Source organism: Candidatus Nitrosocosmicus sp. T, assembly GCF_054408485.1.
In genome coordinates this window covers 641,355-656,098 of sequence record NZ_CP166992.1, presented here as the reverse complement: position 1 = coordinate 656,098, position 14,744 = coordinate 641,355, and the positions used below count along the sequence as shown (strand labels likewise).

Genomic DNA, 14,744 nt, shown 5'->3' with positions numbered 1-14,744 from the left:
GACTTTTGCTTTGTAGAACTATTTTAAGTATGATATACTTTCTTTATTGTATAAAATAGAGTGGTTTCAGATATTAAAATCTTAATGGTTTGTACTGAATATCCTCCCATGCAAGGTGGTGTTGGCCGTTATACTCACAACTTGGTTGAATCTTTACGCACAAACGGTTTGGATGTCAATGTTGTATCTGGTTCTGAAGGTTCTGGAGACTACACTGGTATTTCGCCACATAACAAGGACAATTCAAAGCTATTACTAAAATTAGTAAAAGACATTAATCCGGATATAATACATTTACAACATGAGTTTGGACTGTATGGTTTTTTTATGCATCCTTTAATACCATCTAAAACTTCGACGGGACTTGATAAATTCTATAATGAATGCAAAATTCCAATAGTAACTACTTTTCATACATCTATGTATTTTAAACAATGGACGAATTTAATAAATATAAAAGAAAAAGGTAACGATAAGGACTTGCTAAGACTTTATTCACTATACAAATGCTGGCGTCATTTTATTAATTATTCTTCTATACATAGAATCAACAAAGACCTTATGTCTAAGAGCTCCTATGGAATAGTTCTTTCAAATTACATGAGAGAATTGATATCAGGAACGAATGTAGTATATCATGGATCCGAACCTTATCTCCAAACTGACATAGCACAAGTAGAAGCAAGAAAGAAAATGCATCTTCCAGAAAAAGGGAGACTAGCATTAGTTCAAGGATTCATTACCAATACTAAAGGATGGGATATCATAAGAAAAATGAAATTGCCAAAGGATTGGAAGTTGGTGGTAAACTATTCAAAGAATTTTTATAATAGTGAAAATATTGATTTTGAATTTCATGATAATAAAGTGATTAATTTAAACAAAAGATATCTTTCAGAAGAAGAACTCTCCTTGTTATTTTTTTCTTGTGATGCAGTATTTTTACCCTATAAGGTATGTTCGGGTTCTGGTGTAATGTTTGACGGTCTTGGACATGGAAAACCATTTGTGGCTTCTGACCTAGGTTTTTTTAAAGAATTCTCATCAAAGAATCGGGGAATTGTAACAAAGCGAGACCCTAGTGCTTTTGAAAAGGCATTTGAACAAATTGACAAACACTACAAACATTTTGAGTCAAGTGTTAAAGAGTTTAGAAAAAACTTAATTTGGGACAATATAGCAAAACAACATATATCCATATACAAAGGCATAATAAAAAACAAATCCACAGAATCGCTTGCATCAGAAATGATTCACACATCCAAAAGTGTAACATGATTTAATGATATACACTACAATAAGTCATTTCTGAAAGTTGTAGAATTAACTAATGAAACCCAAGCCTAATAGGGTTCTATAACACTTTACAGTACAATAAATTATTTGATCTGACCATGCATGATAGTGCTTAATATTTGATGGATTTGAAATAATATTTAGTAACACTCCAGGCGTGGAGATTAAGTTCCGTGGTGGTGGGGTTCTAATATAGATGGTAGAGCACATCAAGACGACAAGGATCAATGAAAATTTAGTAAAATTATTCGATTGATTTTGAGAAATTAGGAGAGATTAAAAAATCGTATTAATTTTGCAATAACAATATTTTAGATTTTAAAAAAGATCCAAGATATAGCGGCCGATGCAAGTGCAATAATATGGACTATTTGACATATTGAATTAATTCCAAATTGTAGAGAAATATCTCAGATTTTATTATGAATCAATCAACAACACTGTTATTAAACAATGAAGCACAATCAACTCATGGTGAGGATATTTAATTTCACCCAATGATTATGGCCAGTTAATGAATGCGAGAGACGCAGCCGAGACTATTTCACAAAGTGAATATGGACTGCATTGTTTGCTTATTTATCGTGATCTTACTACCCTGCGAGAATTTTATTCTAATTATATTCAAAAACAAATTAAAGATAATGAATTGGTTCAAATTTTGCCCTTCTATGAAACGGAGAATTCTGTTAGGGAGATACTGTATAAAAATATGACAGTCAATCTCGATATAATCAACCAGGAGGAAAAATCATTGATCATCGTTGACTCTCTGAGAGGATATCTTGATCATGATGATGTAGAATCCATATGGAGAAATATCGAAGAAAGTGTCAAATATGCCGGGGAACTTGGGAAAAAAGGAATTTCCATATTAGGCGATGCAGGGTCATTCCTCTTTAAGCATAAAATACAGTATCTTTTGGATTACGAATCCTATCTGCCCTTAAAATTTGACACTAATCTTAAAGGCATTTGCATGTATCATCAAAAAGACTTTAGTAAAATATCAAAAGACATGCAACAAAAAATATTAGACAGTCATGCAATGGCTATAATGATATAGACAAGGTTAATCAGTACCATTATTTTTTATCTTTATTAATCCATATTGAGCACTTTTAACGATTCATTGATCATTTGTCTTAAATCAGCGAAGCGAATGGGTTTTTGAAGTAGCCTATCGGTTTTAGCCTTTTTAAAATCCTCGTCATCTCTTAAATCCGCTGTATCAAAAGCCGTCATCAAAAAAATTTTTACTTTGCTATTAATTTCTCGTATGTTCTTTGCAAACTGTAATCCAGACATACCTGGCATTCTCAAATCTGTTAATATCAATGAAATTTTATCGGCAGTTTCAGCACAATATTCAAAAGCCAATTCCGGGTCAGTAAAAGAGACTACATTATAGCCTTCCTTTTTCAGAAATTCCTTGTAAAGAGAAGCAAGATCTATTTCGTCATCGATCACAATAATAAAAGGTGCAGATAACGATGACAACGGCTATTATTATTTTTTTAAAATTATTTAACTTTATCTAAATATTGTGAGTTTGGGTGCGTGGGGATTAAGTTCCGTATGGTATAGGGGTTCGGTGGTATGTAAAACAAATTTGACTCTAATTGACTGTTTTAGCGTAGACGTTATTTGAAGAATCACACTCCTCGCCTTAATCATAAATTTCAAAATTTATCATTAAAGTAATTATCGTGACTAGACTCATAATTTTGTTAATTTATAATTTGTTTCTGATACTTTGAAGTTAATGTGTCAAATGTAAATTCTATTTTTTTCAGTAGATGATCATGCTGTGATTTATAGGAATTAGGCATCAAATCTATGTCATTTGAAGTGGATAATATTAGAAAAAGCAACAACTCAAAGAAACTATAGCATTATCGTTGATGTGGCACGGAATTATTCTTTGAATAAGGTTTTTCTCAGAGAAAACGCATATATCGGCTAACTTTGGATACTACTTGCCAACATATGTAATAAGTGTATAAATACCGCCTTTTACGTAAGCAATTCCAAATATTTCAATTACGATTACATTAAATTATTGTGATAAGAAATTCAAATTTTGTAGAGCTTAAGATATTACAACAAGTAAGTTGGTCAAGTGACTCACGATACTACTATTTACATAGAGGTTTTGTTTAAATTCAGTGTTAGAGTACTATATTGATAGATGGATTAATCCATCTTCTATTAACATAATTTCGTCGGCAAAAAAGGACCAATATTGACGCAGGTTCAATAGAAATCATGAGGATATCCAGAGGGGTTTGAAAAATAGTTAGAGCCATTATCTCATTTTACTGACAAGAGTAGTAACTCGAGGATATGAGATCCCAATTGTCATTTTTTTTCAGGTCAGAACCACAGCAACTCACTAAGTTGGCTTAATTCATAATGAATCCAGCAAAACGGTAATTTGTTGCGTTCGGATTTTTTTATAGATTAATGTGATCCACTTCTAAATGTCTCGAACTCTCATCACTCTTTTTCTAAGAGGTTAATAGATAACAAACTAATATTGTGGAGATGTTCGGTGTCCTTTTAAATTAATACTTTTTCCAAAAATTCGACTATCTTCCTCTTACTATTGCCAAAAAGAACAATACCAAAATAGCAAGGGTTAAGGCAGATGACATTATATCAGCTACAGGACTTTCCAGAAAGTCGTATGTCTCTTCCAATGACTGTAATAACAACTGGATTGCAAATAGGACGAATGCACCTGCTGCGTATACCATCATCTTAAGCCTTGTTCTTTTATACGCTAGAATCGATAATGAAAACAAGAGTAGGGCAAAGACACCGATTACTGCGTCAATACCAAATTCAATGTCATCAAAATGCTCTTTTTCAATTTCATCAAATTCTTCGACATCAAGAGGAATTTGTGGAAGAAAAAGCGATATAGAAAATAGGATAAAAGCTGCTGTTAACAATTAAAGATTGTCGCTCCTTGATAATGAAAGAAAGACATTCACCAACCTGTTGCTCCATTTATCCCAAATAGCAGGATAGTAATTTCGCATTAATGTCGAGATATACTTCGCTGAAACCTTTCTATTATGCAATTGATATCTCTTGTATTTACCTTCTCTAATTTCTTCCACAAGTTTGAACTCTACTAACCGTTTAATGTGCCAGCTAACCGAGGCGGCTGAAATGTTAATACTATTTACAATATCAGTTTGAGTAGGAGCCTGTTTTTCTATTATTATCATGAGGATTTCTCTAGGAGTATCTTGACTGAGGATTTGAAGTATTTCTTTTTCATTATCTTGAAATACTCCTGCTGGAAAATAGTGCTTATAAAGTCCTGTTCTAGTTGAAGTTATTCTCCCGGCTTTCTCGAGTCTATCTAGTTGATATTGTGCTGTTCCCATTGATATATTCATCATTTCCTTGATTTTCCGTAGATGGCAGCCGGGATTGTTTTGGATAAAATTAAGAATCTTCTTCCCGGTTTCGCCAATAATATCATCTCCCACAATCTATCCAGCCACCATGAAAATGATTTAGCACCTATCTCCACCATCAGAAGAGTAGTAGTAGAAATAATAAAAACAACTGCAATGAATCAAACCCTCTGAATACAATTTTGTTTTACTCCACCATTGCTAGATATAAAACATTTCTGGTACAATTAACAAAATGAACTTTAAATAATAATCCTAAATTGATAGTCACATTTCACACCTTGTACCAAATTTCTTATTATCTAATGGCTTGTAAAGACGGTTACAATGAACAAAAAAATCGCATTGGGCTTCATTATGCCCATTATTTTGGCATCAGTGTCTTTGGCCATCATGACCATGAGCAATTTATCTGTATTTGCTCAGAACATGACGACAGCGATAACACAAGGGCAAGAACTACAGCAACAATCTCAGTCGCTCAATCAAACAGCAGATGTGAATGAAATAAAGCAACACCTTACAGATGCAATTACAGCATTGGATAATGGGAATAATACCAAAGCAGCAGAACAAATAGAGTTAGCGGACGAACAATTAGAGATCTTGGCTGGAACAGACTCTGATGAAGAAAATGAGGATGGGGATGAGGATGAAGAGGAGACAGAAGAAGTAGAGGAAGAATCTGAAAGCGAGGAGAGATCTGCAGGACAAAGTTAGAATGAAACATAGGCACCATAACAAACTCCAAAGATAAAGGAACAGGAAGTAGTAGAAGAAGTAAAAAAAGGAGTATAGAAAAAGGAGTTAAAATCATTTAAAGCCAATTCAGCAAATTTTTTTTGGATAATTACCATATTTTAAGCAGGTGTTTCCGCAATTGCAATTTTATTACTAGGAGACATGATTAATAGAAACAAAGTGCAATGATATTACATGATTTTTTACAGTAATAGCAATAACGTCTGGAGCAGGTGTTATAGGCATACTGGTTTTCAGTGCGCAGACAATTTATGGGGCCATTACATCATTACAAATCCTTGCAGCTCATTCTGCAATTTCAATTTTTGTAGTAATAGTAACAGGTGTATATGGATATATGTTCTACAGATTACCTGATGAGAATAGCCCAAAGTCCATCATAAACTGAACGTTTTCATTTGCCCATTCCCCAATGTTTGAATCAATGGAATATCTGGTTGTCCAAAGCATTAAATTGAAATTTTTCAATCTTTCAATCTTTCCCGTGACTAATTTCTTGGTTGTTCGGAACTTTATCCGCTGTAAAATTAAAAGTGGTTGTTTATTATCTAATGAGTCAAAAACCCTAGTCAGTGCATTTTCTGCTGTTTCTTTGTCTAACTAGTAAATCCAAGTAAATCGAATTTCTTGTTTTATTCATTCAACCTTTATCAAAGAATACAATTAGAATTTTGACCAATAATAAACAGGCTTGTTGATAGATTCGATACAGTCATCTAGCTCTGAGAGCATTTAATATTACACCAATATCTAATGCTTCCTGAAGCAAGGCTCCTATTGATGGAGGAATCAACCCAAAACTAGCAATAATCATCAAAATAAAACTTATTCCCATTCCAGCAAGAATAGATTGTTTTACTATGTTTATTGTTCGTTTACTAATCTGTATTATGTTTGATACTTTGGTTACATCATCGACTAATAAAACCACATTCGCTGCTTCTGCGGAAACAGCCGTACCCTTGGCTCCCATTGCAATACCCACAGTCGCAGTTGTCAACGCAGGAGCGTCATTGATACCATCTCCAACCATAATAACACCTTTATATTTTTCATTTATTTTTTTTACTTCGTTAACTTTATCCTCTGGAAGTAGATCATACTTGAATTCATCCAAAACAACTTGTTTCGCTATAGACTCGGCGTTAATCAGGCTATCTCCAGTAAGCATGATGGTTTTTTTTATACCAGAGTTCTTTAAATCATGGATCATACCGACAACGCCATCTCTGATTTTATCACTAAGAATTATTATTCCTGAATTTGTTCCATCAATATTTACAAGGACAACCATCTTTCCATTGTTCTGCAAATCAGAAATAGATCTTAAGAGATCGTTATTCAAATTTGAAAGATTATTTGCCTGAGTCAAATCGGATTGAGATTGAATAAAAGATGGAGACCCGACCATTACATGTTCTCCATTAATAAAACCTTTAACTCCCAGACCCGCTTCTTCACTGAAGTTTACAGGTAACGGTAAATTATGGAATTTTTTTCTTCCTGCGTTAGTTATGGCTTGTGCAGATGGATGAGAAGATATTTGTTCTAAAGACGCTGATCTATATAAAATGTCATCTGTAGTAAATCCCAACTTTTTGTCCATATCATTTATTCCAAAATTATTGAGCAATAAAACATCTTCTACAATAGGAACTCCATATGTTATAGTACCTGTTTTGTCAAAAATCACTACATGAGCCCGGTCAATCTGTTCAATGGCTGCTCCACTCTTTACTATTATACCTTGTTTTGATGCCTTGTTTATTCCACTTATAATGGCTACGGGTGTTGCAAATATAAGAGGACATGGAGTTGCCACAACAAGTACTGCTAGAACAGTTTGAGCATTTTGAGTTAAAATCCACCCCAAACCACATATAGCTAGTGTAATTGGTGTAAACAATAAAGCATACTTGTCCGCGATTCTTTGTATCGGCGCTTTATCTTCTCGTGCTTTTTTTACGAGTTTTACTATTTTTGAATATTGACTTTCTTCGCTAATGCGTTTTGCTTTTATTTCAAAGGCGTTACCTATATTGACGGTTCCACTAAAAACTTCTTCTCCTCTTCGTCTAACTTTAGACAAGGGCTCACCAGTAACAGAAGATTCATCGATTTGTGCAGCACTGGAAATAATAATACCATCAACTGGAATAAGATCTCCTGGTCGAATTATTAATTGATCTCCGACTCTAATATCCTTGACCTCGATATCTTCCACATTTTGATCATTGATTTTCTTGTGTGCCATCTTAGGAGATCTTGCCATTAATTCATCAAGGGAGTTGGTGGCTTTCCTGAAGGCATAATCTTCCAAAGCCTTTCCGCCAGATTGCATGATAACAATAATTACACCAGGAAATGCTTCATTTGTTACTATAGCGGTAATTATCGCAAGCGTTGCCACAATATCAGAGACAAAATGTCTATGCATGACCCCTTTTATTGTTTCAAATATTATTGGCAATCCTCCTATTATCAATACAATAAACCAAACCAAGTGTCCCAATTCTGCATTATTCAATCCATAATGAAAAATTATTCCAAAAAATAATCCTACAATTGCAAATATAGGTATCGGATACTTTTTACCAAGGGATATAGAAATTATACTCTTATAATATATTCGAATTAGTGCATTTTTATTTATTACAAAATCTTTCTTCATATTCTTTGCAATTTTTTAAAATTTTCTTGGCGTTCCTTTAATTTAACCTTTTTAGAGGGTACACTTTTGGTTGAATGCAAATTGTTCTCAATGATACTCTAGGTTATAATATACTCAATATGATCAAATACCAGTTTTCAGTGGAAAAGAGGCGGCAGGTCTAGTAGACACGCATCCTTTAACCTGAAAGGTCCATAGTTAACCAATATATAAATTAAATTATGATTTTCATGTAAATTATTTCTCCGTATTACGCATTATCGTTACTATACACTAGTTATTTGGGTTCGATAGTATCCAGACCCTTCTCTTCCGTACATTCAATGGTTATTCTGTGGGATTAAGTTTCTTATGGTATAAGGGTTCGGTGGAAATCGTGTGAATTTCCAGATGGGTCAGTATCAAAAATTAATGATCAATGTAAAGACAAATGTCATTTAAAAGTTCATACAATTGTTTATCTAAAATCAACCACGTTATAAAATAGTACCGTAAAAATTAATATATTTCGATTATAGTGAAAGTATATGACTTCTACTTTAAACCAGATTCCATCTTGGACTTTTAAAGCAGATTATGTTGAAACATGTAACTGTGATTATGGCTGTCCATGTAATTTTAACGGTTTTCCTTCCAATGGTTTTTGCAGAGAAAGTCTGGTCTAAAGCAATCTGGATTGCAAGAGTAGCAGGAATAGCATTCATATTAATAGGCTTGTTCTCAATAACAGGAATAACATCAATTGCAACAGAAGACGAAATGAATGATTCGCAGAATAGTATGAATAACATGATGATAGGAGGTTCAAATCAAGATAGAGATGACAATGGTATGAATATGAACGACTATGGATATGAATTTGCAAATGATAGAATGTGTTATAAATTAAGTAAAAAAGATTGGAGTTATTTGCATTATTTTCACTCTTGTATATTTATATTATAAAATTTCCTATAAAACAAGGTAATTTTATATTTTAGTATTTTCACCTAACTCCATGACGGAAAGCATTCCCCCTTGGAAAGCTTCTGGAGATTGGTTTGATGTTTGCAAATGTAAGATACCATGTCCTTGTGAATTTGCTCAAGAACCTACCTTTGGAGATTGTGAGGGGATATTGGCATATCATATTAACAAAGGAAATTACGGTGATATATCATTAAATGGACTAAACGCATTAGCTATAGGAGCCTTTGAAGGAAATATTTGGGCAGGAAATACAAAAGTAAATATGGGTTTATTTTTTGATGAGCGTGCTGATCAAAAACAAAGAGAGGCCCTTCAGATGATTTTTAGTGGTAAAGCAGGTGGATTTATGGCCGAATTTGCCAAGTTGATAGGCGAAATTAAGGGAATTGATTTTGCCCCCATAAGATTTGAAATTTCTAAGGATTTAAGCCAGTGGAGTGCAGAAATACCAGGAAAAGTTCTTGCAAAAGCAGTAGCATTAGGAGGTCCAATGACTCCACCAGGAAAAAGAGTTCAAACAATTAATCCACCTGGTAGTGAAGTTGGCCCAGGTGCTGTTGCTACTTGGGGAACAGCGTTGAAAGATGAAGTAGATACGATGAGTTTTAAGTGGAAAAGAGAAGGTAGGTCCAGTAAGCACATACCCTTTAACTGGGAAGGTCCATAGATAGACCAATGAATAAATTAAAATTATAATTTTCATATAAATTATTTCTTACCATCATACATTATAGTTACCATCTATTAGTACTTAGTTCGGTGGAAATCGTATGAATTTTCACACGAGTCGTTGTATGTTATTACACAATTTTGAAATGAGTATTTGTGAAAAATTTGAATTGAATATTCTTTAATACCTATAATCAATGAATATCAAAGGATCGAGACCGGTGGTTTCCGCTGCAATTTTGCTACTAAAAAAGGACTCATTTACTATTTCTAAAGAATTAATTAAACCTTTAGGATTACAGATCGCTAGAGAAATTCAACTGGAATGACTTTTTTTCATATTTAAAAATGTAATCTAATGACTGTCAAAATGATTGTCGGTTGCTACGTGTATGATAAGACTATTCTTGCAGATTAGATAATTTGTTATTTTACTATAAATAAATATGGAAGTTTAACGGCTTAATTATACAGAACCTATTTATCATTAATTAAAGTATAAATAGGAAATTTCAATCGGTTCAATGAATGCTAATTTATCCAGTTATCCTGGATATACAGCCTTCTTTAGTTCTTGCTCAATATCTTCATTTACATTGTCACACTCTTCATCAGTGCCAAATCTCTTTTTTATCTCTATGATTTTTTCTTGTGCTTGACTATTGAATAAACCTTTAACCTCATCACTATGGGGGCTTACTACTATAATCTTTTTAACAGTATCTATTGATTTCTCAAACATGTTTCTAATGAAAATATCTCTGAATGAATATCCAATTACTATCCAAATCTTATTATTTCTTAATTCTTTCTCTAAATAATTGAAAAATTGTATGAACGGAGATAGATATAATTGCTTTTGACTCAATGGATATATCATTATCTCCTCTTTGATATAGTCACTTTCATTACTATTTTCTATGCTTCGATGAGATTCACTAAGGCCTTTTTGTATTAGATGTCCATCTTTATCCTTGATCCAATTGATTGAGCCATGTAGTTTCATAATTCTCATTGTAGACTGTTCATCAGTGGAGAAGCATTTTCTGACAAATTCATCCATATCCAGATAATCGTCTTTGCCATTCTCCTTCCTCGCGCCGGTATAAAACCAGGGATCTCGCAACTTGTCATGAAAATATTTTTCAATTATGGTATCATAATTAGTTGTAAAGATGTTGAAATGCCTATAAACATTATTACGATATTCAGCATCCACACTGCTGTAAGGTTCTGCCTTTTTAGGTTGATCTTGAAAACTGTAGTAGTGAAACAAATTCCCAAAAAGATTATCATATATTAGATAGGCGTTATCTAGTCTGGGCGTTGACAATTCCATTTCAGATCGAATGAATTGCTTGTATTCTTTTTCTAATTGGTCTAAATCGCTTTTATTGAAATCGAGATTTGAAAAAATATCATATGCTTGGAATTTACTATACAAAGCATATAGTCCGAAATCCCCAATATTCTCTTTGAACCTGGTCTCCTCTTTGAGACCAACTATAACAGACATTATGGATTCTACATCTGCATTGTTCTCAAATGCAAGGTTCATTATATTCACAATTCCATTATAAAGTTCATTCAGTTTAGTTTTATCTTCTCGGAGAAGATATTGCGCAAATTCGCGAGTTAGTTCTTTCATTGAAGGAAAACCAAAAGCGGTAGAAGCGCCCGCTCCAATTAGAAAATTTGGATAACTCATAAGTTAATACGACGCTGATCCAAAAATATAAGTTAATAGACTTTTCTGAGACCCTAGGAAAATAACGATTCTTTAAAACGTGTTCTCAATGTTCTAAATTAAGCCACTTTTCCTTCTGTTTATATCATGAAAATCATCTATGATGTCTAACGAGTTCTTCCACCATTTTTCGAAAGGTGGAACATTTTCGGTTTTCTTAATTTCTACATACTGTCCTCTTTTTGCCGTATCTCCTGACATCAAATTATAATTAACATTCTTCGAAAGAACCCACCTATCATGATACTCGCCATAGGTTTTGGAATCAGCGACTACTCTCATTTCACTTTCAATACCTTTTAGTCTCATTTCCTTCCTAAATCTGATAAAATTATTTCTCATTCTTTCGTCGGAACTTTTTAGCGATATTAGGATTTTGACATTCTTAATTTTTTCCGTTAATTTCGCTTCTGCTAATATGTTTTATCACATCGAATATATCATTTCTTTGGTAACCGGAATTTTTGACAATCTCGCATTATTATCAAATATTTACTATTCATTAAATTTTCAAAATCGCTTAGTTTCGCTTTCTAATGATTCAGGAAAGGTATTTCTAACCTCATTTGGAATTAAGAATCCTGCACTAAAAAATTTCATTCATAACTCTCGCAATTTCATAAACCTTGTCTACGCATTCAGAGAAAAGGTTGTTCATCAGGAAGGACTAAATGGAAGTATTCATTCTTTGGTTCCTAATTGGAATAGTTTTATTCGAATTGATAGACAGATCAATTATTATATTAAGAGTTGCGGAGATAAAAAGCACCTGTATAAGTATATTACCAACTGGGTCATCATCAAACAAGAGGATGAGATATTGTTAGATCCTTTTTTCTTCTCACAAAATTTGCTCAATGAAATTGTAGTATTTGTAAGGGGATACATACCGTTGATAAATTAGACTTATTATTCTTCTTATAAGAATATTTAAATGAGTTTAGTAAACTTGACCTCATCTGAGTTCATATCTTAATTTCCTATGGATCCCAAATAATAGTAATTAGAACAATTGATTACGATTAAATGCTATCGTAATGACTTGAATATCCATGGATTATGCATTTAAGGGGGAGTATAATTTTGCCATTAACGAGAAAGTTAAGATTAATAAACTCAACAACAGTAATGAAATTGTAATAACACTAGACAACGAAAACTATATCCAGGATATTTTATTAGTAGTGTATGGGAATTCTGAGGAAGAAGTCGAAAAAAACTCAAATGATTTCTTTCAATCTTGAAAAAATCCTTATAATCTTATGGGGAAGAAGGTTACGACTTCTGGAAAAGGACTACAATATCATCGAACTATCAACTGGTAAAGGAAGAAGTGGAACTGCATTACATTTGAGTTGGTTAATTGGTGGTAATATAAAAGAACTAGATCTTACTAATAGTAATATAAATAGTTTGATTCTGTAGGAATCAAAGGAAAATTTAATCCATCTGTCTAGTTCGGTATCTCAATATTACATTGGAAATCCTTTTGAAAGCATTAAAGAAGCATACAAGATTATTGAAAATGATCAAAATCCAGATTACAACAAGTTTAAGGTTTTGAGACATATCTTCTCTCATTCTCCTCCTTATAATCAATCGACATTTGATATGTTTACTAATATATGGGAACACCGATTTCGACTATTTACAATTGGATCCTCAAAATAGGATTCTGATATTGAATCCAAATTCCAGTAAAACTCTTAAAAAATTAAATGGTATCGCATCAGAATTACAGAAAATATGCAAAGTGAAATTGAACTTGTGATACTATTCAATAAGAAGATATTTGAATGAGTTGGCATTTCTTGAGTTCGCTTATGAACGTATTTCTTTATATGATGGAATCGTAATTGTCCAATGATGTTTCATGATCCTTATTTTGTGTTGGATCTAAACAAATTATTCTCCCATTCATCATGATATTCGCTGCTAGTTTTAAGCATCTAGCAACTGGGTCAAATTTGAAGTGATTTTTGTTTTAATTCGGTGATGTTCAAATCTTTCTCCTCCACTTGAATCTAAACTAAATTGATTTTTCTTGATACACTCAAATAAATGTGTCCAAATTATACGTAAGTTAGAGTTAATGGCTTCAAATCGAAATTCTGGGAGATTAAAACGATTTAAAATTAAAATATGGATAAAAAAACATTATATCGCTTTTGACATCTTCCTAGTCATTGTTTCATTTGCTCTAGGTCATTTTCTTCCACCAATATTCAACGAGTTAAATCCATATTATATCACGCCAGATAAATTAGCCAACTTTCTTGAAAATGGTGACGTTAAACAATTCAACGAGAAAAGAGATAAATACAAACAAGAAATTGTTTTTGACAAGATCGACTTATCAAATAAAGATTTGTCCGGTGTCGAGTTGAATTCATTGGTAATTATGAACTCAAATCTTTTTAATACCAAGTTAGATGGCTCTAAACTAGATCACGTGCAGTTTTCTGGCAATTTGTCAAATCTCAAACTTAGCAATGCAAAAATAAACTACACTACACTACAAAGTTCGCAACTATCTAATGTAAACTTCTCCAATTCTGAATTCTACTATCTTAATTTGATTGATTCCACCCTTTCCAACTCTAATTTATCTAATTCGTCATTTCACAATGCTAAGTTTTCTAGTTCCACATTAATAGGGACTAACTTTTCTAACACGGGCATATTTGACGGCGATTTCTCGGATGCAACTCTCTCCAACTCAGACTTTTCTTCAGCGAGTCTTGACGACGCTGATTTCTCGGACGCTACCATTTCATTTACCAATTTTTTAAACACTGATCTTAAAGGTGCGAATCTGTCCTTCGCGGATATCTTCAACTCAGACTTTTCTAATGCTTCTCTCACCGATGCCGACCTTACCGATGCCGACCTGTTATTCACAAAATTCCAGGGTTCCGATCTTTCTGATGCCGACCTTTTAAAATCAAACCTTGGATATTCAGACTTTTCTAATGCTTCTCTCACCGATGCCGACCTTACCGATGCCGACCTGTTATTCACAAAATTCCAGGGTTCCGATCTTTCTGATGCCGATCTCTCAGAGACAGATCTCAAAGATTTCAATGCGTTTTTACAGTAAAATGGACATTAATTCCAAGAATCTAGATTTATTAAACTCTTTAATACCTGCTATTCAATCAAATTGATATAACCAAAATCAGTAGATATTATACGG

16 protein-coding genes are annotated in these 14,744 nt (G+C 33.0%); 10 read left to right on the top strand and 6 right to left on the bottom strand.

Features of this window, described 5'->3' with window-relative positions; all coding sequences use genetic code 11:
* Window positions 1-60: 60 nt before the first annotated feature.
* The gene (locus tag AB0A59_RS03430) at window positions 61-1,278 is read left to right on the top strand and encodes a glycosyltransferase (protein WP_458746490.1); all 1,218 of its coding nucleotides are present in this window, start codon (window positions 61-63) and stop codon (window positions 1,276-1,278) included.
* A gap of 532 nt (window positions 1,279-1,810) precedes the next feature.
* The gene (locus AB0A59_RS03425; RefSeq protein WP_458746489.1) at window positions 1,811-2,362 is read left to right on the top strand and encodes an MEDS domain-containing protein; all 552 of its coding nucleotides are present in this window, start codon (window positions 1,811-1,813) and stop codon (window positions 2,360-2,362) included.
* Window positions 2,363-2,397: 35 nt separating this feature from the next.
* On the opposite strand, the gene AB0A59_RS03420 is transcribed toward AB0A59_RS03425, so the two are convergent.
* From AB0A59_RS03420 to AB0A59_RS03410, 3 genes are all read right to left on the bottom strand, one after another.
* Entirely contained in the window at window positions 2,398-2,796 is a 399-nt protein-coding gene (locus AB0A59_RS03420) for a response regulator (protein ID WP_458746487.1), read from the bottom strand.
* Window positions 2,797-3,887: 1,091 nt separating this feature from the next.
* A complete protein-coding gene (locus AB0A59_RS03415; protein WP_458746485.1) occupies window positions 3,888-4,253 on the bottom strand; it encodes a hypothetical protein in 366 nt (121 codons plus the stop codon).
* Window positions 4,254-4,802, bottom strand: coding sequence for a winged helix-turn-helix transcriptional regulator (locus AB0A59_RS03410; RefSeq protein ID WP_458746483.1), 549 nt, complete (start codon window positions 4,800-4,802; stop codon window positions 4,254-4,256).
* Between the two features lie 255 nt (window positions 4,803-5,057).
* On the opposite strand from AB0A59_RS03410, the gene AB0A59_RS03405 reads away from it, so the two are divergent.
* Window positions 5,058-5,450, top strand: a complete 393-nt coding sequence (locus AB0A59_RS03405; RefSeq protein ID WP_458746481.1) for a hypothetical protein — start codon at window positions 5,058-5,060, stop codon at window positions 5,448-5,450.
* 754 nt (window positions 5,451-6,204) lie between these two features.
* Here AB0A59_RS03405 and AB0A59_RS03400 read toward each other — a convergent pair.
* Complete coding sequence (locus tag AB0A59_RS03400) at window positions 6,205-8,163, bottom strand: heavy metal translocating P-type ATPase (protein WP_458746479.1); 1,959 nt, start codon at window positions 8,161-8,163, stop codon at window positions 6,205-6,207.
* A 527-nt stretch (window positions 8,164-8,690) separates the two neighbouring features.
* Between AB0A59_RS03400 and AB0A59_RS03395 the strand changes: the two genes are divergently transcribed.
* Genes AB0A59_RS03395 through AB0A59_RS03385 form a run of 3 tightly spaced genes read left to right on the top strand, consistent with a single transcriptional unit; the run spans window position 8,691 to window position 9,799 of the window.
* Window positions 8,691-8,828, top strand: coding sequence for a DUF1326 domain-containing protein (locus tag AB0A59_RS03395; protein ID WP_458746477.1), 138 nt, complete (start codon window positions 8,691-8,693; stop codon window positions 8,826-8,828).
* Complete coding sequence (locus AB0A59_RS03390; RefSeq protein ID WP_458747641.1) at window positions 8,764-9,108, top strand: hypothetical protein; 345 nt, start codon at window positions 8,764-8,766, stop codon at window positions 9,106-9,108. Before AB0A59_RS03395 ends, AB0A59_RS03390 begins: the two co-directional genes overlap by 65 nt.
* A 52-nt stretch (window positions 9,109-9,160) precedes the next feature.
* Window positions 9,161-9,799: a DUF1326 domain-containing protein gene (locus AB0A59_RS03385; RefSeq protein ID WP_458746475.1), complete on the top strand. Its 639-nt coding sequence runs from the start codon at window positions 9,161-9,163 to the stop codon at window positions 9,797-9,799.
* A 546-nt stretch (window positions 9,800-10,345) separates the two neighbouring features.
* On the opposite strand, the gene AB0A59_RS03380 is transcribed toward AB0A59_RS03385, so the two are convergent.
* Both AB0A59_RS03380 and AB0A59_RS03375 read right to left on the bottom strand, forming a co-directional pair.
* Entirely contained in the window at window positions 10,346-11,509 is a 1,164-nt protein-coding gene (locus AB0A59_RS03380; RefSeq protein WP_458746473.1) for an SIR2 family protein, read from the bottom strand.
* Between the two features lie 93 nt (window positions 11,510-11,602).
* Window positions 11,603-11,890: a hypothetical protein gene (locus AB0A59_RS03375; protein WP_458746471.1), complete on the bottom strand. Its 288-nt coding sequence runs from the start codon at window positions 11,888-11,890 to the stop codon at window positions 11,603-11,605.
* A 76-nt stretch (window positions 11,891-11,966) separates the two neighbouring features.
* Between AB0A59_RS03375 and AB0A59_RS03370 the strand changes: the two genes are divergently transcribed.
* The 4 genes from AB0A59_RS03370 to AB0A59_RS03355 all read left to right on the top strand — a co-directional run bounded on the left by AB0A59_RS03370 (window position 11,967) and on the right by AB0A59_RS03355 (window position 14,648).
* Window positions 11,967-12,452 (top strand): hypothetical protein, encoded by a 486-nt coding sequence (locus tag AB0A59_RS03370; protein WP_458746469.1) that lies wholly within the window; start codon window positions 11,967-11,969, stop codon window positions 12,450-12,452.
* Window positions 12,453-12,600: 148 nt separating this feature from the next.
* Window positions 12,601-12,792 (top strand): hypothetical protein, encoded by a 192-nt coding sequence (locus tag AB0A59_RS03365; protein ID WP_458746467.1) that lies wholly within the window; start codon window positions 12,601-12,603, stop codon window positions 12,790-12,792.
* Window positions 12,773-12,973: a hypothetical protein gene (locus AB0A59_RS03360; protein ID WP_458746466.1), complete on the top strand. Its 201-nt coding sequence runs from the start codon at window positions 12,773-12,775 to the stop codon at window positions 12,971-12,973. The genes AB0A59_RS03365 and AB0A59_RS03360 overlap by 20 nt, the downstream gene beginning before the upstream one ends.
* A gap of 667 nt (window positions 12,974-13,640) precedes the next feature.
* Window positions 13,641-14,648: a pentapeptide repeat-containing protein gene (locus AB0A59_RS03355; RefSeq protein ID WP_458746464.1), complete on the top strand. Its 1,008-nt coding sequence runs from the start codon at window positions 13,641-13,643 to the stop codon at window positions 14,646-14,648.
* Window positions 14,649-14,744 lie beyond the last annotated feature (96 nt).